This window comes from Pedobacter sp., assembly GCF_041662865.1.
GTDB lineage: Bacteria > Bacteroidota > Bacteroidia > Sphingobacteriales > Sphingobacteriaceae > Pedobacter.
In genome coordinates, this window is record NZ_JBAZRL010000015.1 from 18,522 (window position 1) to 38,709 (window position 20,188).

Genomic DNA, 20,188 nt, shown 5'->3' on the forward strand with positions numbered 1-20,188 from the left:
TATTATTACAAAATTTTAATTTGATTTACTTGCTAAACCACCTTTTTTACTGCTCACATTCACAGTAAATTTACTGCCGCCTTTTACCAGCCAACGCACAGTTACATAAGAATTACCTGCAATATTATTTACTTTGATATTTGCTGGATCCATTTTTTGTTCAGTTGTAAAATTCATGTCACGGTTGTTTACCACCATTCCTGCAATTACATTTCCGCCAGTTAAAGAAATTAGATCTGGCGTTTCAATGTTATTTTTCACATCCTGACTAGAGTGTGTAGGAATCATTCTATCGTTGGTTACTACTGCCGTTACTTGTGTTAATCCACCGCCGATTTCTTTCACTTCTATCTCTCCAACATTTAATTTTGGAGTATTGTAAGCATGAAAAATACTGAAGGCCATGTTTCTGTGCGCATCACTTTCTAATAAAAAGCCAGGATGTAAACGCGTATAAGTTTTCTTAAATCCTCCAATTTCAATATCGCCATAAGTTGGATGTTTGTACGGATGCCAATCTACAAATGCGTCTTTCATTAAGAGGTCTTTATCAAAAGTATACACCTGTGTTTGACTGTCTTCTCCATCGGCTTTGTTATACATAGAATAACCTGTCCATAACTCGTTAGAGAATGTATAAATTCCTCTTCCACCATAAAACCAATCTAATTCTCCACCGAAAACAGAATACAAATCTTTATAAACTACTAGATATTTATATCCTGGAAGCATTTCTTCACCTTTTTTACCCAAAGCATCGTAAACTCTAACATCTTGTGCATTGTAGGTATCTAAATCTTCTAAAGCGCCAGGACCTCTTAAAATCATTCCGCCGTTATTGTGGTAAGATTGTGCTGCCGCGATATTCGGATGTTTCATTACAAAGTCTAAAATCGCTCTGTTTTCAGGTATAGAGAATGGGTATTTATAAGCGCCTCCTTGAATATAATTTGGTTGCCAGTTCCATCCCCAATCGCGGTTAGGATCATAAGCGCCTTCGCCATCTTCGTTTACAAATCCATCGCCATCATTGTCAATCCCTTCCGATCCTAATAATTCATACTCGCCCTTTTCATCGTTACCTACCATAATCATTCGTCTCGAATCTATTGGGTCTACTTTGTAACGTCCAGTTGCACTTTTACGGCGCATCATTACAATGTTTCCATCACCATCTAAATCATCAAAACCATCTTCATTAGTTGCCCCATCTCTATCGTTATCAATTGGGATTAACCCAGTACGAGGAGAGTGTGCCGTGTTTGCTTGGTGAATAAAGTTATCTCTCGCATCTGGGTTAATTGTTGGTGCGATATAAAAAGTTTTATCTGCTAATAAAGATTGGATTGCTTTGTTGCCTGCATCGTACATTTCTGCTAAATACCATGCTGTATATAAGGCAAATTCGCTTCCTTGAATTTCGTTAGAATGGATATTACCATCAATGTACATCGCTGGTTTTTTATCTGCACTGCCAACTTTTGTATCGGTTATAGTCATTACCCAAAGTTCTTTCCCTTGAAAAGATTTTCCCATCGATTCAAGTTTAACCAAGTTTGGATGAGCCGCAGCCAATTTCTTGCAAATTTCAGTAATCGCAGTATGATCGTTGTAGCGGTTCCAACTAATTTGTACTTTAGGATTTGGTGGCGTTCCAACTGCCGCCAACAAATTTTCTGGTTTTTGAGCTTTTAAAATTCCGGCACACAAAATTAGTACAGCCAGAAGAATAGTATGTTTGATTCTCATTGTCTTGTCTGATTATAATGTTACCTCGATTGATTTACTGCCTGTGGTTGGGCTTCCTGCATCAATAGTTATTTTACCGTTGCCTTTTATCAACCATGTTAATTCTTTATACTCTTTACCTTGCATGCCTTCCAATGATTGGGTTTTTCGTCCGCTTACCACTGTTTGGTTTGCATTGAGATTAACTTTTACAGCAATCTTTTTTAAGAAATAACTGCGGTCACCAATTTTAGTATAGGTTGGTAAATCGCCAGTATTTATTACACTTAAAGTAACACGCGTTAAGCCATCTGAAACTTTTTCAGTCTTCACATTTACAATATCGATTTGTGGTGCCATTCCGGCTAGTCCTACAATAAAATCTGTATGTTTAGCTACAATTCCATCCACCATTTTATACGGCGGATTAATCAATACAAAAGGATCAACACCCCCAACTTCTACTGTTTGACCTGGAAAATCTGGATGAGAAACTGCTTTCCAAGGTGTAAATGTATCGGTAATTCCTTGACTTGCAGCCCAGCGTAAATAAGATGCCGTAGGGTCTTCGTTCGTAAATTTCTTTTCTTTTCTGGCTGAATCTGGTGTAGTTTTAGGAACCCACCAACCTGGAGTGCTAAAGCTTAACCGACCATAATGGAAATATGCCCATTGTGAAAAGTCGCCACTTTCTGCTTGAGTTTTTGGCGCATCTTTCGTTTTGGTAATTTTATTATAGCGTTCGGAAACTAGTGCGTTTGACTTTGCATCACTATCAAACCAACCTGTAATTACTCGTTTAGAAATTGCTGCAGGATTAAAAGTAACTGGTGTAGATAAATTATTTGTAGGACCAAAAGTAACTACTGCATACACGTTAAAGGCATCGAATAGGAAATCAAAAAGTGCTCTATTTTCCTTTTCAGAAACTGCATAATCTCCTGCACCTGGAATAAATCCTTTAAAATTATAACTAGAGTTTTTGTTGAAATTGATTCCTCCATCACCATCTTCGTTAAAATCACCATCTTTATCGTTATCTATTCCTTCTGGCAATAAAATATATTTTCCTGTTTCTCCTTTGGTGGCATCAGCCAACAATAAAGAGCGAGGGTCATCCGAGTTTATTTTATATTTTCCTGTCGGATCAAGAATGCGCATCCACGTAATTTTTCCATTTCCATCCAAGTCGTCTACATCATCTTCATTTACTTTTCCGTCTCTATCGTCATCGGTTTTAGTTGCATTTCCACTACGTTCTGATTTTACTTTTGCAAAATATTGCTCAGTAGCATCTGGGCTCATGTTCGGAAACACATAAAAAGTCTGTTTATTCAACATGTTTTTAATGCTATCTACAGTAGAAGATGCCATTAATTTTTCCGCAAAACCGATGGCCATTTCTACACCTAAAAGATGTTTTCCTTCTACTCCGCCAACTACAGCAATTGCTGGTTTTTGTTCTGTTTTACCAGAGCCGATGGTCATCATCCAGATGTCTTTACCACCTGCTGTTTGCGTTAAAGATTTGGTTTTAACCCATTGCGGGTATTTTTCTGCAAGCGCTTTAACTCTCTGGGCTAAGCGAGCATTGTTACTATAATCCTGTTGGTTTTGTGCGAAGACATTGCATATCAATAGCAGAAAAAACAGGTTAAAAAGGTAAAGTTTCTTCATGTTAGTTTAGGTTATGCTTGCAATTTATATAAAAAAGCAATCACATAATCTAAAGCATTATAAAATGTTACAGAGCAAGATTAAAACCACATAGGTTATCTAACCACTTTGCCGTTCTGATCTATATTTACATTAAATGGAGGCATATAATCTTGCAATAAAACGGCGAATTCTCTACGATTTATCTGTCTCTTTAAATCTAATTGCGTTTTAAATTGATACGTCGTTTTCCACTTTTTTTCAAGTCCTCTTTTGGTGTCTTCTAATGATTTATTGCCCACATAACATATCATATCAATAGCAGATCCAATTGTAATTTGTGGTGATTTATGGTCATCAAACCAAATTTGAGCTTTGTAATAAAAATCTTTAAACGGCTGCTTAACCTCTTCGGTAGTTACCAGTTTATCAGGAGAAAAATTGGCTGTTGCTCCATTAATATCTGCTTTTAAAATACCTGTTACTCCAACAAACTGGATTGCTTTCCAGTTGGTATCTGCTGTTTTGATATCTGCAAAAGGCATTAAATTTAATTTGTAGTTAATTAATTCACCTTGTATTTTCTTCAAATTAGAAAGCGAAGTTTTAATATCATAAAAAGCGGAATAAGCGGCCGTTGCTCCTGCCGCTTGGCCAAGTAACATACTATTTGGATCATTTACCCACACTAAATTCTCTTGTTGAGGAATAAGGAAATTATACAGTGAAAAGAAATTGGCATTTGTTCCATTTCCTGATTTTCCTGCTGTTACGCTAGTTCTATATACTGTTGAACTATAATCTAATTTTGCCCAGTTCTGTGTTGATTTAATCGTAATTTTTAAAGCTTCGTTCAATTTTGTATCTCCTGGATTAATGAACACTTTAGGTTTTATTGTACTCCCATCACTTAATTTAAAATTCCAATTATTTCCAGAACGTTCTGCTTTAACCCACATTACATTTCTAATAATCGTTAAATTTTTAGTGCTATCTGCCCAAATAGTTAATACATTGTTGGCCACTTGCTTATCGAAACCTGTTAACTGTTTTTCTCCGTTTTTATTCAGAAATGCATTGTACTTTTTCAAAAATGCGGCTTGTATTCCTGAATTTAAATTGTTTTCAATTGGCGAAATATCAAATCCGCCAGCTTGTAATAAAATAGTAGTCTTTACTCCAGAAATGGCTGATTGAAGACCTGCGGCAACTGCTGCATTTCCATTACCGATTACCAATACGCCTGGTTTCAATGTTTGTGCATTTGCATAATCGAAGAAGACCATTAAGGTCAAAACAAAAAATAAATTTTTCCGCATTTTATAGTATTATAAGATTATATACGCAATATCCTTTAATTGGATGTGTTTTTGATGAATTTTATCGTCATTTAACTATATTTAACAATTCACAAAGCCATTAGTGCTCAATAATATGGAACAAAAGACTGACGTGGTTTTTAAAACTCAACAAGCATACAAATATACGCTTAGAAAAAATAATGCTGCACAACGTATAGTTAAATTAAAAACACTGAAAGAGATCATAAAAAAACATGAAAACTCTCTATATAAAGCTTTACAAAGTGATTTACGCAAAAGTGTTTTTGAAACTTCTGTAACAGAGTTGTTTTTTATTTATGGTGAGCTTGATTTTGCCATCAAAAATTTAAAGGATTGGATGTTTCCAAAACGCGTGGGTACTACATTCACGAGCCCTTTTTCAAAAAACAGAATATATTATGAGCCGAAAGGAGTTTGCTTAATTATTGCACCATGGAATTATCCTTTTCAGTTAGTTATGAGTCCATTAATTTCTGCAATTGCTGCTGGAAATTGTGCTATAGTTAAGCCTTCGGAACTTAGTCCAGCTACAAGCAAAGTAATTAGTAAAATTATTGCCGAAGCCTTTGAAGAACAAGAAGTAGCATGTTTTGAAGGAAATGCAAGCCTTTCTACATTGCTATTAAAATTACCTTTCGATCATATCTTTTTTACTGGAAGTACCGAAGTTGGAAAAATAGTAATGGAAGCCGCTGCAAAAAATTTGACTTCCGTAACATTAGAGCTTGGCGGAAAATCTCCAACAATAGTTGACAAAGATGTTGATTTGGTAAAAGTGGCAGAAAAGATTGCATGGGGTAAGCTAGTTAATGCTGGACAAACGTGTATTACGCCTGATTATGTTTTTGTACATGAGCAACAGCTCGAAGAATTTATTGGACTTTACAAATCCGCGGTAAACAAAATGTATTTTAAAACTGATAAGCTAGACACAAAGGTTTATGGCAAAATTATTAGTCCAAAACACTATAAAAGATTAAAAACTTTGGTAAATGAAGCGGTAGAAAAAGGTGCTAAAATAGATTTAGGCGGAACTTTTGATGAATCTAACCAAACTATTTACCCAGTAGTATTAAGTAAAATACCTGTGGGTGTAAAAGTAATGGAAGAAGAAATATTTGGGCCTGTTTTACCGATTATTACTTACCGAAACTTAGATGAAGTAATTGACAAAATTAACTCAAAGAGCAAAGCATTAGCGCTATATATCTTTAGTAAAAACAATAAGAATATTAAACACATTATTAAAAATACGAGTGCAGGTGGTACTTGCGTAAATGATGTTTTAATTCATATTTCTAACCCAAAATTGCCCTTTGGCGGTGTAAATGGGAGTGGAATTGGCAGTTGTCATGGATTTTTTGGCTTCAAAAATTTTTCTCATGAAAGAGCGGTTGTTTTTCAATCGAGATTTGATTTTAGCAGTATGATTTATCCGCCTTATGTTGGTAAAGAATGGGTGTTGAAATTACTAAAGAGAATTATGTAATTTGAATTATGCAAGAACTAGAAAAATTAAAATATCCCATTGGGAAATATACCCCTCCAGTAAATATTGATGCACAACAAATTCAATTATGGATTGATGATTTGGCGAATTTCCCTCAGGAAATTGCAAAAATTACTTCTTCATTAAGCGAAGTTGATTTAGAAATTCCTTATCGCCCAGATGGCTGGACAGCTAGACAAGTTATTCATCATTTAGCAGACAGTCACATTAACGCGTACACTCGTGTTCATTTAACTTTAACTGAAGAAAACCCTACTATTCGTCAGTATTTTGAGGATAAATGGGCAGAATTAGCCGACGGGAAAACAGGAAATATTCACCTTTCTATTGCTATTTTAAAAGCAATTCATGATCGATTAGTGTTTTTACTTCGAACGCTAAAATCAAGTGATTTTGAGAGAACTTATTTTCATCCAGAAGCAAAAAAAGAATTTACATTAGGGTATTTGATTGGAAATTATGCTTGGCATGGTAAACATCATTTAGCTCATATTAAATCTACGATAAAATGAAAAAATATTTAGTCTTTTTAGCTATCGGATTATCCTTTCAAATCTCCGCCGTTGCGCAAAATAAATCTATTAAACAGTTTTCTTTTATGTTAGGTACATGGGATAAGAAAACCGAGAAGGGTAAATTATCTGAGACTTGGGTACGCACAAAAGATGGATTATTAGGTAAAAGTTACAAGCATAGTTTAAAAGGCGACAGTATTTTAATGGAAACTGTTGTTATTAAAAAAATTGACAATGATTTTTATTTCTGCGTTACGGGCGCACAGGAAGATAAAACCAAAATGGTTAAATTCAAGCTTATTTCTTTTGAAGACAAGCTACTTATGTTTGAAAATAAAACTCACGATTTTCCTCAAAGAATTGTTTATGAAAACAAAGGTAGGGACAATCTTTTCGCTTGGATTTGGGGAGTAAGTAACGGCAAGGAAGGCAAGTTAGAATTTAACTATAAGCGGAGGAAGTAAATTAATAATTAAGAGAAAATCCTGCTCCAATGCCCATATCGCTATCATAATGTGTAGTTAACGAAAAGTATTTGGTTGCGATATATTTAAAACCACCCATATATTCTTTATCAGTATTTAGCATAAAACTCATTCGCAGTCTTTTTGAAATAGGGATGTCTTCTCTCATCAATTGCAATCTTACTACACCATCATTGTAAACTTCTGCTTGGGCTTTGATTAGCATAGGTAATGTGTATTCTGCTCCAATACTCACAACGGCTCTATTGTCCTTAGTGTTGGCCTGGCCGAAAACATTATTTTCTTGGTCATCCATTCCCATTTTTCTATAACGCCAATCAAACCCAACAAAAGGCATTAGCCATTGCATTTTGCCAATGTATCTTCCAATATGAGTTTCAGTTTCAAATCCATGCATTTTACTATAACCTAAACGCCACTCGGTTCCAATGCTCCAACGTGTATTCGCAAGCATGGCCATACCATCATTTCCGTTGCTTGCAAAATCATTCTCTGCCATAAAATGAAACATTCTATCATCTGCAAATAATCTTCTTTGCGCTAATTTCGGATTTGGTATTTCGGGATTTGCTGGTGAATTTTCATAACTAAAAACCCTTCCCATCCCGCTCATCATGTGATACAAAATGTGGCAATGGAAAAACCAATCTCCACTTTCTGTAGCCGCAAACTCTATGGTATCCCTTTCCATTGGCATAATATCTAACACATTTTTTAAGGGTGCAAAATCACCTTGTTTTCCCACCAATCTAAAATCATGTCCGTGTAAGTGCATTGGGTGTCTCATCATGCTATTGTTGTAAAGTATCACCCTAACATTTTCTCCTTTTTTTATTAAGATTTTATCCGATTCTGAAACCGTTTTATTATCTAAAGTCCAAACGTACCTGTTCATATTGCCCGTTAGGTCAAACTTCAATTCCTTTATGGGTCCTTTAGGCAACACTGTGTTTTTTGGAGCTCTTAACATGGTATAATTAAGCGTTACAATATCCTCCTTTTGTGTATCCATATCCATTACGCCCATATCATGATCCATTTTAGCATCATCATCGCCAGACATTTCAGGGTACATGACCATGTTCATGTCCATAATCTGGTTTTGCATTTTCATTCCCTTCATTTCCTTTAAATCACCATTCATCTCCATCATATCATTCATCATCTTCATGCCCTCAAAATAGTTTAACCTCGGTAATTTTTGCGCAGGCATCTTCATCCCGTTACCCAGCCATAATGAGGCAGATTTTGTTCGATCCTCTGGTGTAACCAAAAACTCATAACTCATATTTTTTGGAATGGTAACAATCACGTCGTATGTTTCTGAAACTGCGATCATCAATCGATCAACTTCCACAGGAACTACATCATTCCCATCATTGGCTACAACCGTTATTTTACCTCCTGCATAATTAAGCCAAAAATAAGATGAAGCTCCAGCATTGGATATCCTTAACCTTACTTTATCACCAGCTTTAAAGTTTTCAGCTAAGAATTGATTTTTACCATTTATCAAAAATTGATCATAATAAACGTCGCTAACATCCATTGCGTTCATGCGTTTCCACTCGTTGGTTATTTTGGTTTTAAAATGACCTTCTCTTATCGCTTCTGCATAACTTTGAGTACTGCCTTTTTTAATAGCGAACCAATCTGTAGCATTGTGTAAACTTCTATCAATTTCCTTTGGATTCATGTCAGCCCACTCACTCAAAATAACGGGTATAGTTGGAATAATGGGTTCGGCTCTTTTGTTTAAAATCATAGATCCATACATTCCACTTTGCTCTTGTAAACCTGTATGGCTATGGTACCAATGTGTTCCACTTTGTATAATTGGGAATTTATATAAATGTGTTGTATGTGGTTGTATTGGCATTTGAGTTAAGTTAGGCACGCCGTCATATTTATTTGGCACAAATAGGCCATGCCAATGCAAAGACGTTTCTTCGTTTAACTCATTGTGTACATATATTTCTGCTGTATCGCCTTCTGTAAAGGTTAAAGTAGGCATTGGTATTTGTCCATTTACGGCAATTGCTCTTTTTGGTTTCCCAGTAAAATTTACGGTAGTATCCCGAACATATAAATCATATCGAACCGTTTTTGATGCAACTTTACTTTGTGAAACTTGAAGAGGTTTTTGAATAGGGACAGGGGCTTGATTAGTTTTCGTGGGCTTTGATTTAACCTCAACTAACTTCATTCCGCATTTAGGGCATTTACTTGGTTTATCGTCCTTCACTTCTGGATGCATTGGGCAAGCATATATTGATTTTGTTTGTGTATAGCCTGATACATAAGCAAAGGTCAGAAACAAAAGTAGTATTAGTTTTTTCATAGCGTTTTAAATTTTAACCGTTCTTAAACGAAGTGCATTCCCTATTACTGAAACAGAACTGAAACTCATTGCCAAGGCGGCTATCATTGGTGATAATAATAAACCAAATACAGGATATAAAACGCCCGCTGCTATAGGAATTCCTAATACATTATAGAAAAATGCGAAAAACAAGTTTTGTTTGATATTTCTCATCACATGGTGACTTAATTTTTTTGCTTTTACAATGCTCTGCAAATTACCTTTTACCAAGGTTATTTTTGCGCTTTCGATCGCGACATCAGTTCCTGTTCCCATTGCAATACCAACATCTGCTTGTGCTAAAGCTGGAGCATCGTTAATTCCATCTCCCGCCATTGCTACAATTTTACCTGTTGCCTGTAATTTCTTAATTTCTTTAAGTTTATCCTCAGGTAAACAACCTGCCTTAAAAGAACTTAATTTTAATTCTTCCGCAACTGCTTTGGCTGTATTTTCATTATCTCCAGTGAGCATAATTACTTCAATTCCTTGCGCTAATAATTCTGCAATCGCATCTTTGCTAGTCTCTTTTATTGCATCAGTAATTGTGATATATCCAACAATTTGCTTATCAATACCAATATATGAAACTGTTTTTCCTAGCTGCTGCTCGGCTGTAACTTTATCTGCTATTGTTTCCGAAACAACCGCGCCAACTTGCTCCATTAACTTTTGATTGCCGAGCGATATTTTGGAACCTTCATAAATCCCTATTACCCCTTTACCAACAATCGTTTCAAAATCATTAACCGTGGCCAACTTAATACCTTTAGCTTTCGCAAAATCTACAACTGCCTTGGCCAAAGGATGTTCGCTATATTGGTTTAACGAAGCGATTTTTTGAAGCAGATCATCTTCATTATTATCAAAAGAAACAACTTTTTCTAAAGAGGGTTTCCCTTCTGTTATCGTTCCTGTTTTATCTATAACTAAAACATCTACTTTATTCATTTTCTCTAGGGCTTCGGCATTTTTTATCAATACCCCTACTTGAGCGCCTTTACCAATACCAACCATAACAGACATCGGTGTTGCCAGGCCTAAAGCACACGGACAAGCGATAATTAAAACTGCAACTGCATTTATCAATCCATAAATTAATCGAGGTTCTGGTCCAAATTGTTGCCAAAGGAAAAAGGTAATAATGGCAATAACAACTACAATTGGCACAAAATATTTCGCTATGGTATCTGCCAGTTTTTGAATTGGCGCTCTTGATCGACTAGCGTCTGCAACCATTTGTACAATTTGAGCAAGTAAGGTTTCTGACCCTATTTTATCAGCTTGCATTACAAAAGATTTTGTTCCATTTATGGTTCCTGCACTAACACTATCACCTTCTTTTTTATCTACAGGAATAGGCTCTCCTGTAATCATAGATTCATCAACACTACTAAATCCGCTATTTATTTTACCATCTACAGGTATTTTATCTCCAGGTTTTACACGTAATAAATCTCCCTTTTTTATATCATGAATTGATATCTTTTGATCTATTCCATTCACAACTATTGTTGCTTCTGTAGGCGCTAATTTTAACAATGCTTTAATTGCCCCGCTAGTTTTATCATGTGCTTTTGCTTCCATTAATTGCCCTAGCAGTACGAGTGTTAAGATAACTGTTGTGGCTTCAAAATACAGATGTACTGAGCCGTGATCGCTTTCAAATTCTTGAGGAAAAAGATGAGGAAATAATAAGCCAAAAACACTGAAAAGGAATGCGACTCCAGCCCCAATTCCTATGAGCGTAAACATATTTAAATTCCAAGTGATGATTGATTTATAAGCTCTTACAAAAAACATCCAACAGGTGTAAAAAACAACTGGTAATGATAGAATAAATTGAAACCAATTCCATTTGTCGTCATCCATTATCTGATTTAAAGGATTAGGATGCAGCATACCAACCATTGCAATAATAAATATTGGAATAGTGAAAAGAAGGGAAATCTTCATCTTCCCTAGAAGATTTTTATAGGTTTTATTTTCTTCGCTAATGGAGGTTTCTTTCCTTACTAAATCCATCCCACAGATAGGGCAATCTCCTGGCTTATCCGTTATAATTTCGGGATGCATTGGACAAGTATATTCAACCGAATGATTGATAATTGGCTGTTGTACCAAATCCATTCCGCAAACAGGACAACTTCCTGCTTTATCATAAACCTTATCACCTTCGCAATGCATCGGACAATAGAATTTACCCGATTGAGCAGAATTTGCAATAGGTGCTTTTTGATATGTATGTGTTGCGCAACATGATTTTTTTTCTTCTACTGAAGCTCCACTATCTGGCAAACTAATTATATAATGGTTTCCTAAAGCCTGTTGTAAAACTGCTAAATCAATGTGTTTAGCCATTGTTATTCTTGCAGAGTTTGTGTCTTTAGAAACATCAACTGCCGTAACTTCTGGCAACAACAATAAACTGCTCTTAACTTTATTTTCACAACCAGAACAGGTCATTCCGGTTACTTGATAATTATGTGTCATCATTTTTAATTTGATCTACAAAATTATAACAAGTAGCCTGGGCCTTTGTTACATAATAACAGATAAGATTTACATAATTCTCTGATTATCCAACTTGTACAGAAGTCATTGTTAGAGAACCACCAACTGCTTTATCATTAAACAAAGTGACACCTTCTTTTTCATTTTGCAAACCAAGTGTATACATTAATGGCAAATAATGTTCTGGTGTAGGAATTCCTAACATGACATCGCTTCCCATTGTTTGGTAATTGATTAGCGATTGATGGTTTTTACTTAAAATCGCATTTTTGAATTTTTCATTGGCTTCAATTGCCCAATCATAACCGCCGCCATTTATCATTTCCCAACTCATCATTCTTAAATTATGCACCATGTTTCCGCTTCCTAAAATCAATACCCCTTTTTTACGCAGGGCGGACAATTCCTTTGCCAAATCATAATGGTATTGTGCATTTTTTGTATAATCGATACTGAGCTGTAAAACAGGAATATTTGCGTTTGGATACATGTGTTTAATTACCGACCAAGCGCCATGATCTAATCCCCAATCGTGATCTAAAATAATGGAAGTAAATTTTACTAACTCCAGTGTTTCTTGTGCTAATTTTGGATTGCCTGGCGCAGGATATTGTACATCAAAAAGTGCTTGCGGAAATCCGCCAAAATCATGGATGGTTGGAGGCATATCCATTGCTGTAATTCGAGTTCCTTTGGTAAACCAATGCGCAGAAACTACCAAAACAGCTTGTGGAATAGGAATATTTTGAGCTATATCAATCCATTTTGAGCTAAATTCATTTATTTCAATCCCATTCATCGGCGAACCATGTCCCATAAAAAGTACGGGCATCAACGCTGTTGCGTTTAGGTCTGCTGTGAAATTTTTAAATTGATTTAATGTTGTCATGATTAACTGTTTGATGATTACTTATACAAAAGTATACACAATGCAGTTTTTAAGTGTTGATATATGATAAGAAATGAATTGATTAGATTTCATCTAAAGTTTTACGACTTAAATCCTGATTAAGTTTGTATTGAGAAGGTGTTTGGCCACTTATTTTTTTAAACTGAGCAGATAGATGTGCCACACTACTATAGTTTAATTGAAATGCGATTTCACTCAAAGAATGTTCACCATATGTAAGCAATTCTTTTGCTTTTTCAACCTTTTGCTGGATGAAATATTTCTCAATTGTACTTTGTTCCGTTTCAGAAAAAATAGCACTCAAATAAGCGTATTCTGTGTCGAGTTTCTTGCTTAAATACTCAGAAAGATTGCTTTTTAACGGTTCTGTTTGATAATGTGCCAACTCAATTATTGTAGTTTTAATTTGCTCTGTTAATTGTTTCTTTCTATCCGTTAAAAGTTCAAATCCAGATTTGCTAAGTACCTCTTTAATCGCCTCATTTTGTGTAGTATTTAGATTTTCTTGTACAAGTTCTACCTCACCTAGTTGTACCGAAACGGGACTAAAACCAAGTTTTTCAAGCTCAGTTTTAACCACCATTTTGCATCGGTTGCATACCATATTTTTGATATACAATTTCATTATTTTCTTTTAATCGTCTCTGTTACTTCGCCGCAATCGTACATCTGGCTTCCATAAAATGGATTTTGAATGTCTTCAACTTCGTTTAACCAGCTTTTTTTAGCCATTGGGCAATATTGAATATAAACTTCATTATTGTTCAGTTTTAACGCTCTAGCTACCTTTAGCATAGCTGATGATAGTGGTCCAAAACTTTTACGTTGTTCCTTTAAGTCTTTTTGAGAAACTATTAAAGTAGCTGCTTTTTTTATTTCTTCAGCCTGTGCGTTCCAAGTAGTTTGTTGGGCTGCAGACAATGACTTTACTGGAAATATTGATAAACTGCTTAACAAATTCTTAGCGCCTGTACTCGCCAAAGCGGTGTTATCTTTAGCCAATGCATTTTTTGTGTCGAAATATGCATTTAAGGTCTTGTTAAACTCTACTTTAGTTTTTGCATCTTGAGCATAAACCGATGTTAAAATTGTGGTGCTTAGTGCTAACACCATTAAAATTATTCTTTTCATAATTATAAATTTTAATTAGTTGTTTGTTTTACTTAATGCGTTGAAAAAATTAAATTCAACTCTTGCCAAATACATATTTTTTAAATATCGGTTTGGTATATTTCCGGTCGCCTGAAAACGATAGCCCAAGTCTATTCTTGTTCTGCTGTTTAAAATTAATTGAACAGCCGGAGCCAAATCTAAGTAAGAATTTCCGTTATTGGGATTGGTTTTACCGAGTACTTCTAAATAGACATTAAAATTAGGCTGATTGTAATTTTTATACACAATAGGCAATACTAAATACCCAGAAGACAAACTATAATTCAGCATTTTATCTGGCTCAGGCATTCCCACTAATTGCTTGCTTTTACTTTCAAAACTTTGACTATAACCAAGCGTAGCTGATAAAGCAAGTTTATGAATTAACTGTGTGAAAATTAATCCACCCTGCCAGCCAGAATTATCGCCTTCCAAATTTATATCTTCGGTATAAGTAGGTCTTTTACTTGCGCTAATTCTGCCATAAGCAGCTCCGCGAAAATGACTTTGCGCTTCATCAGAAGATAGAAATCTATATTTAGCATAAAAACTTCCTCCTTCCAATCGATATTTTCCATCCATATCGGAAAGAAATCCTTGTGCATGAAACATTAGATTTTTATTCAATCCAATCATTACCTCGCCAACAGATCTACTTCTAAATTCGGGGTTGAAAAATCCTTCATTCGTTAATCGTATCCCAATAGACTTAGATGGCATGTTACTAGCTGGCTCAGTAAACACATATAATTCTTGTGCATACACTAAATGATTTGCACTAAATATCATTAGTGCAAACGCAATTATTTTCTTTATCATCTGTTAGATGCTTAAATGATAAACTCTTGTCTTCTTGCCATTAACTAGCGCCGTTCCACTTGCATAAGAATCAAGTTTTACGGTTGCCGATTTCTGCTTAAATGTAGCATTCGATATAAATCCTTTATCAATTACATTCACTTTAACGGGTCCGTTTAGCACTTTATCTTTTGCATTTGTAAAACGATAAATAGTACCATTAATAATAGTTTGGCCGTTCTCGTCAATTTTTGCCTGATTAAAGTTCATGGTGGCTTCTAATTTTCCAACTGAAAACCCAGCGTCTTTAACTTTTTTATTCAACTGATCAAAGCTTACTACTTTGTCTTTTTTAAATGTAATTACGAAAAGGTTTTTATTTAAATCTGGCGTAACATTACTCACATAATCTAGAGTGCGCAAAGATTTTTCTGTAGCCTGGGAGCACATTGAACAGGTTAATCCTGTTACTTGCATTTCTACAGTAGTTACTTGTTGAGCGGATACTTTTATGGCAAAAAATAGCAAAAATAATATGGTGATCTTAATCGTTTTCATTGTCGAAATTTTTAAATAAATATTAATCATCTCCCCCTCGGGAAATAAGAATGTGGTTAAGAACAGCTATTTAAGCCATTACTTAATTATTTATTTAACTAATTTCTGAAAACGCAGTTGAACACATGTATGGCTACACTCGTGGATCTTGGAGGAGCTTTATTCCCCATTCTGCTTAAAAATGCAGGGAAAAATGGTTTAAATAGCTCGCTAATTCTACTTGGGATAAACGTTTCTAAACTAAAAAGTTTAGGGAGTTTAAATGAACTTTCGGCCTGATGACTGTCTTTAACTTTAACATCAATTTTGGTGTTTTTGCAGCAACCATCGTCCTTTTTGTCTTTAGCTTCTGCTTTGCAATAGTTACAAGCTGCTCGATCAGTATAAACAGACACAGAAGCAAGTTGTCCTCCGCAAAAATGCATGCTCAACGCCACACCAATTACGCTTACAAGGTAAAAAGTGCAAAGGCTAAGGGCAAGTTTTTGCTTTAACTTCATCAAAGCAAAGCTATACATAATTTTTGAAATCAGATTTTAGGGTTTGTTAAAAATTGGTAAATAAAATTCAAGACGGATATAAGTCTGTTGTACTTTTTTAAATAACTTAGCATAAATTCATTTTCAACTATGAAACCATCAAGATTTTCAAAATCAAAACAAAATGATTAAAATCATGACAGCTTCATCACCATTAAAAACAAAATTAAATTGATGAAAAAAATACTCTTCCTTTTTTTAAGCCTTTGCTTTATACAAGCATTTGGTGGAAAACCTAAAAATCAATATGTTAAAATTAGTACTTCAAAAGGCGAAGTCATCATTAAATTGTATAACGAAACCCCTTTACATCGAGATAATTTTTTGAAATTAGCAAAACAAGGGACTTATAATGGCACGTTATTTCACAGGGTGATAAAAGCATTTATGATTCAAGGTGGAGATCCTGATTCTAAAAATGCAAAGCCAGATTCTTTATTAGGAAATGGTGATTTAGGTTATACTATTCCATCAGAATTTAGAGATAGTTTATTTCATAAAAAAGGCGTTTTAGCCGCAGCAAGAGAGGGTGATGACATCAATCCATTAAAAGCATCGAGTAGTTGTCAGTTTTATATTGTTCAGGGAAAAGTTTGGACAGACTCTTCATTGAATGTAGTTGAAACTAAACGCATGAAATTTAAAATACCTGAATGGCAGCGTCAGGTTTATAAAACTATTGGTGGTACGCCACATCTAGATCGTAATTATACGGTGTATGGTGAAGTGGTAAAGGGATTAGAAATGGTTGATGCAATTGCAGAGCAATTAACAGATAAAAACAATCGACCAAAAAACGATATCAAAATGACGGTTTCCGTTTTAACCAAACGTGAAGCAAAAAAACTAGAAAAAGAATTGGCTAAAAATGCAGTCAAAAAAAACACATAATACAAATGAAAATCATCATGGTTTTTCAAATCATTACAATACAGCGCAGATAAAATCATGATCACTTCATCACCATTAAAAATAAAAACGAACAGATGAAAATTATTTCATATAACGTAAATGGCATTCGTGCCGCAGCTACAAAAGGTCTTTTTAATTGGCTCCAAGCTACCGATGCAGACATGGTTTGCCTGCAAGAAGTTAAAGCACTAAAAGAACAAATTCCAGAAATTATTGCCTTAATTGAGCAATTGGGCTATCATCACTATTGGTTTCCTGCAGAGAAAAAAGGATATAGTGGTGTAGCTATTTTAACTAAAATTAAACCAAATAACATTTCTTATGGTTGCGGCGAAGCTTGGATTGATGCTGAAGGTAGAATTTTGCGAGCCGATTTTGACAACTTTTCATTAATGAGTTTATACATGCCTTCTGGTTCTAGTGGTGATGAAAGGCAGATCAAAAAATATGAGTTTATGCGCTTTTTTGATGTGTATATTGATGAATTACGTAAGCAATGTCCAAACTTAATTATCTCTGGCGATTACAACATTTGCCATCAACCGATAGATATTCATAATCCAAAATCGAATGCAAATTCATCTGGTTTTTTACCCGAAGAACGCGAATGGATGGAATTGTTTATGAACAATGGTTTTATTGATGCTTTCCGTCATTTTAATAAAGATCCGCATCACTACACATGGTGGAGTTATAGAGCTGGATCAAGAGGTAAAAATTTAGGTTGGCGCATCGATTATCATTTGGCTACACGACAAATGGAAAGCAGATTAAAAAATGTGAAAATCTTGCCTGATGCCTTGCATTCAGATCATTGTCCAGTATTATTAGAAATAGAATAAGTCATATTCAACAATGTTAATTACCAATATCAAGGGCCTTGTAGGCATACATCCAAAAGAGACTTTAGTGCTTCGTGGCAGCGAAATGGCTAATTTACCTGTGTTGGAAAATGCTTGGCTTTTGTTAGAAGATGGATTAATTAAAGATTTTGGATTGATGAATGAAATTCCGCCATCTATTTTACATCTTACATCTATTAATGCCAAAGGAAAATTTGTATTTCCTAGCTGGTGTGATAGTCATACACATATCGTTTTTGCCGCTTCACGTGAAGAAGAATTTGTGATGAAAATTGCTGGAAAAACGTATGAAGAAATTGCCGCAGCTGGCGGAGGAATCCTAAACTCTGCACATAAACTACAACAAGCCTCTGAAGATGAGCTTTTCGAAAGCGCTAGCCTCCGACTTAATGACATGATTAAGCAAGGCACTGGAGCTGTAGAAATTAAAAGTGGCTATGGTTTAACGGTAGAAAGCGAACTGAAAATGCTTCGAGTTATTAAGCGTTTAAAAACTGCTTTCCCAATCCAAATAAAAGCAACTTTTTTAGCAGCACATACTTATCCAATCGATTACAAAAATAACCATCAAGGATATATCGATCTCATTATAAAAGAAATACTTCCGGCGGTTGCCAAAGAAAAATTAGCCGATTACATTGATGTTTTTTGCGAAAAGGGCTTTTTTTCTGTTTCAGAAACTGATGAGATTTTGTCAGCAGCTGCGAAATATGGTTTAAAACCAAAAATTCATGCCAACCAACTTTCAGTTTCAGGCGGCGTGCAAATTGGCATTAAAAACAATGCGATTTCCGTAGATCATTTAGAAGAAACGGATGATGAAGTATTAAGTATTTTAGCCAATAACAATACTATTGCAACGCTTTTGCCATCGTGTTCTTTTTATTTAAATATTCCTTTTGCAAATGCTCGTGGCTTGCTAAATGCTAATGCCAAAGTAGCTTTAGCTACAGATTATAATCCTGGTTCTACACCTTCTGGAAATATGAATTTAGTAGTTTCATTAGCCTGCATTAAGTTGAAAATGTTGCCCGAGGAGGCAATTAATGCATCGACACTAAATGGTGCTGCCGCTATGGAATTAAATCGAGAAATGGGAAGTATCACCATCGGTAAAAAAGCCAATTTATTTATAACGAGAGAAATACCTTCATTGGCATTTTTGCCTTATAGTTTTGGGCAATCGCAAATAGAAACTGTTATTTTAAACGGGGAAATCTACCATGGATAGCTTTAAAATTTATTCACAGAGCGATGTTTTGACATTGGTAAACCAACGCATTGGCGAGGTAAAGCTGGGCGAAAAAGTTCAAACAATTTCTGCGTTAAGTGAATTACAAAATTCTTCGGCAAAATTTGTTCTTTTAGGTATTCCTGAAGATGCTGGAGTGAGAGCAAACCACGGAATTGGTGGCGCAAACACCGCTTGGCCTGTAGCTTTAAAAGCGCTCATTAATTCGCAAAACAATTCTTTTTTATCTGGAGAGAAGATTTTGGTTTTAGGTCATTTTGAAATTGCTGAACCTGAAAATAAAAGCGTTGATGAGTTAAGAAAGAAAGTTACACAAGTTGATGATTTAGTCTATCCAATTATAGAGAAGATTATATCTGCTGGAAAAATCCCAATCGTGATTGGTGGAGGACATAACAATGCTTATCCGATAATTCGAGGTACATCGTTAGGATTGAAACAATCTATAAATGTGGTTAACATAGATGCTCATGCTGATTTAAGAAATACGGAAGAAGGTAGGCACAGTGGAAATGGATTTAGTTTTGCGTTAAAAAATGGAATTTTAAATCAATATCGGATATTTGGGTTACATCAAAATTATGTAAATCAAGCTTTACCACATTATTTAGAAAACAATTCAGAAGTAAAAGCCATTTACTTCGAAAATCTTTTGCAAAGTAATAAATCTATTAGTCAAAATTGGACTGAATTTACAGCTGATTTAACTTCGCCTTGCGGACTTGAAATTGATTTAGATAGTATTGAAAATGTATTATCGAGCGCAATAAGTCCCTCAGGTTTCGCTCTAAATGATATTCGCAAAATTCTTTTATCAGATAAGAAGAACTATTGCTATTTACATATTTGTGAAGGTGCAGTTGAACTGACTGATGGCAGAAAAGATCTGGCTACTGGAAAAACAATTGCTTATCTAATTGCTGATTTTATTAAAGCTCTTCTGCCTCGTATTTATCAGCAGCCTTAATCATTAATTCCATTTCCGCTTGCTGTGCTGCAGTTAATGGCTCTTCTTGTTCTTGCATCTCGAAAAGGTTAATCATGGTTTCTTCGTAATGCTTAGCAGAAGTTATTTTAAATTCCTTTTCCAT

At 35.0% G+C, this 20,188-nt stretch carries 19 protein-coding genes; 7 read left to right on the forward strand and 12 right to left on the reverse strand.

All coding sequences use genetic code 11. The annotated features are described in order from the left end of the window. Positions 1-15 precede the first annotated feature (15 nt). From WC622_RS07210 to WC622_RS07220, 3 genes are all read right to left on the reverse strand, one after another. On the reverse strand, positions 16-1,749 hold the full coding sequence (locus tag WC622_RS07210; RefSeq protein ID WP_372818672.1) for a M14 family metallopeptidase: 1,734 nt from the start codon (positions 1,747-1,749) through the stop codon (positions 16-18). Positions 1,750-1,761: 12 nt separating this feature from the next. Then, positions 1,762-3,405, reverse strand: coding sequence for a M14 family metallopeptidase (locus WC622_RS07215; protein ID WP_372818674.1), 1,644 nt, complete (start codon positions 3,403-3,405; stop codon positions 1,762-1,764). A 95-nt stretch (positions 3,406-3,500) separates the two neighbouring features. Continuing rightward, positions 3,501-4,703: a hypothetical protein gene (locus WC622_RS07220; protein WP_372818676.1), complete on the reverse strand. Its 1,203-nt coding sequence runs from the start codon at positions 4,701-4,703 to the stop codon at positions 3,501-3,503. 115 nt (positions 4,704-4,818) lie between these two features. Between WC622_RS07220 and WC622_RS07225 the strand changes: the two genes are divergently transcribed. From WC622_RS07225 to WC622_RS07235, 3 genes are read left to right on the forward strand one after another with little or no spacing between them, the layout of a single operon-like run. Continuing rightward, entirely contained in the window at positions 4,819-6,216 is a 1,398-nt protein-coding gene (locus tag WC622_RS07225) for an aldehyde dehydrogenase family protein (RefSeq protein ID WP_372818677.1), read from the forward strand. Between the two features lie 8 nt (positions 6,217-6,224). Then, complete coding sequence (locus WC622_RS07230; RefSeq protein ID WP_372818679.1) at positions 6,225-6,749, forward strand: YfiT family bacillithiol transferase; 525 nt, start codon at positions 6,225-6,227, stop codon at positions 6,747-6,749. Further along, on the forward strand, positions 6,746-7,216 hold the full coding sequence (locus WC622_RS07235) for a DUF6265 family protein (RefSeq protein ID WP_372818681.1): 471 nt from the start codon (positions 6,746-6,748) through the stop codon (positions 7,214-7,216). Before WC622_RS07230 ends, WC622_RS07235 begins: the two co-directional genes overlap by 4 nt. 1 nt (position 7,217) lies before the next feature. Here WC622_RS07235 and WC622_RS07240 read toward each other — a convergent pair whose 3' ends face one another. The 8 genes from WC622_RS07240 to WC622_RS07275 form a co-directional block, all read right to left on the reverse strand. Next, positions 7,218-9,578 carry a multicopper oxidase domain-containing protein gene (locus WC622_RS07240; protein WP_372818683.1) on the reverse strand — a complete coding sequence of 787 codons (2,361 nt, stop codon included), beginning with the start codon at positions 9,576-9,578 and terminating at the stop codon, positions 7,218-7,220. Positions 9,579-9,584: 6 nt separating this feature from the next. Beyond that, the gene (locus WC622_RS07245; RefSeq protein WP_372818685.1) at positions 9,585-12,095 is read right to left on the reverse strand and encodes a heavy metal translocating P-type ATPase; all 2,511 of its coding nucleotides are present in this window, start codon (positions 12,093-12,095) and stop codon (positions 9,585-9,587) included. Positions 12,096-12,177: 82 nt separating this feature from the next. Next, positions 12,178-13,002 (reverse strand): 4,5-DOPA dioxygenase extradiol, encoded by an 825-nt coding sequence (gene ygiD, locus WC622_RS07250; RefSeq protein WP_372818687.1) that lies wholly within the window; start codon positions 13,000-13,002, stop codon positions 12,178-12,180. Positions 13,003-13,084: 82 nt separating this feature from the next. Continuing rightward, positions 13,085-13,648 carry an AraC family transcriptional regulator gene (locus tag WC622_RS07255; protein WP_372818689.1) on the reverse strand — a complete coding sequence of 188 codons (564 nt, stop codon included), beginning with the start codon at positions 13,646-13,648 and terminating at the stop codon, positions 13,085-13,087. Then, positions 13,648-14,154, reverse strand: coding sequence for a DUF3347 domain-containing protein (locus WC622_RS07260; protein ID WP_372818691.1), 507 nt, complete (start codon positions 14,152-14,154; stop codon positions 13,648-13,650). The genes WC622_RS07255 and WC622_RS07260 overlap by 1 nt, the downstream gene beginning before the upstream one ends. A 15-nt stretch (positions 14,155-14,169) precedes the next feature. Beyond that, positions 14,170-14,994, reverse strand: a complete 825-nt coding sequence (locus WC622_RS07265) for a hypothetical protein (RefSeq protein WP_372818693.1) — start codon at positions 14,992-14,994, stop codon at positions 14,170-14,172. A 3-nt stretch (positions 14,995-14,997) separates the two neighbouring features. Next, positions 14,998-15,531, reverse strand: a complete 534-nt coding sequence (locus WC622_RS07270) for a heavy-metal-associated domain-containing protein (protein ID WP_372818695.1) — start codon at positions 15,529-15,531, stop codon at positions 14,998-15,000. Between the two features lie 98 nt (positions 15,532-15,629). Then, positions 15,630-16,031 (reverse strand): HYC_CC_PP family protein, encoded by a 402-nt coding sequence (locus WC622_RS07275; protein ID WP_372818696.1) that lies wholly within the window; start codon positions 16,029-16,031, stop codon positions 15,630-15,632. A 213-nt stretch (positions 16,032-16,244) separates the two neighbouring features. Here WC622_RS07275 and WC622_RS07280 point away from each other — a divergent pair, with 213 nt between their 5' ends. The 4 genes from WC622_RS07280 to WC622_RS07295 all read left to right on the forward strand — a co-directional run bounded on the left by WC622_RS07280 (position 16,245) and on the right by WC622_RS07295 (position 20,064). Further along, positions 16,245-16,961, forward strand: coding sequence for a peptidylprolyl isomerase (locus tag WC622_RS07280; RefSeq protein ID WP_372818697.1), 717 nt, complete (start codon positions 16,245-16,247; stop codon positions 16,959-16,961). A 95-nt stretch (positions 16,962-17,056) separates the two neighbouring features. Continuing rightward, a complete protein-coding gene (locus WC622_RS07285) occupies positions 17,057-17,824 on the forward strand; it encodes an exodeoxyribonuclease III (protein ID WP_372818699.1) in 768 nt (255 codons plus the stop codon). Between the two features lie 13 nt (positions 17,825-17,837). Further along, entirely contained in the window at positions 17,838-19,076 is a 1,239-nt protein-coding gene (gene hutI / locus WC622_RS07290; protein WP_372818701.1) for an imidazolonepropionase, read from the forward strand. Further along, on the forward strand, positions 19,069-20,064 hold the full coding sequence (locus WC622_RS07295) for a formimidoylglutamase (RefSeq protein ID WP_372818703.1): 996 nt from the start codon (positions 19,069-19,071) through the stop codon (positions 20,062-20,064). Before hutI ends, WC622_RS07295 begins: the two co-directional genes overlap by 8 nt. On the opposite strand, the gene WC622_RS07300 is transcribed toward WC622_RS07295, so the two are convergent. Next, positions 20,027-20,188 carry a hypothetical protein gene (locus WC622_RS07300; protein WP_372818705.1) on the reverse strand — a complete coding sequence of 54 codons (162 nt, stop codon included), beginning with the start codon at positions 20,186-20,188 and terminating at the stop codon, positions 20,027-20,029. The two genes, WC622_RS07295 and WC622_RS07300, sit on opposite strands and share 38 nt — an antisense overlap.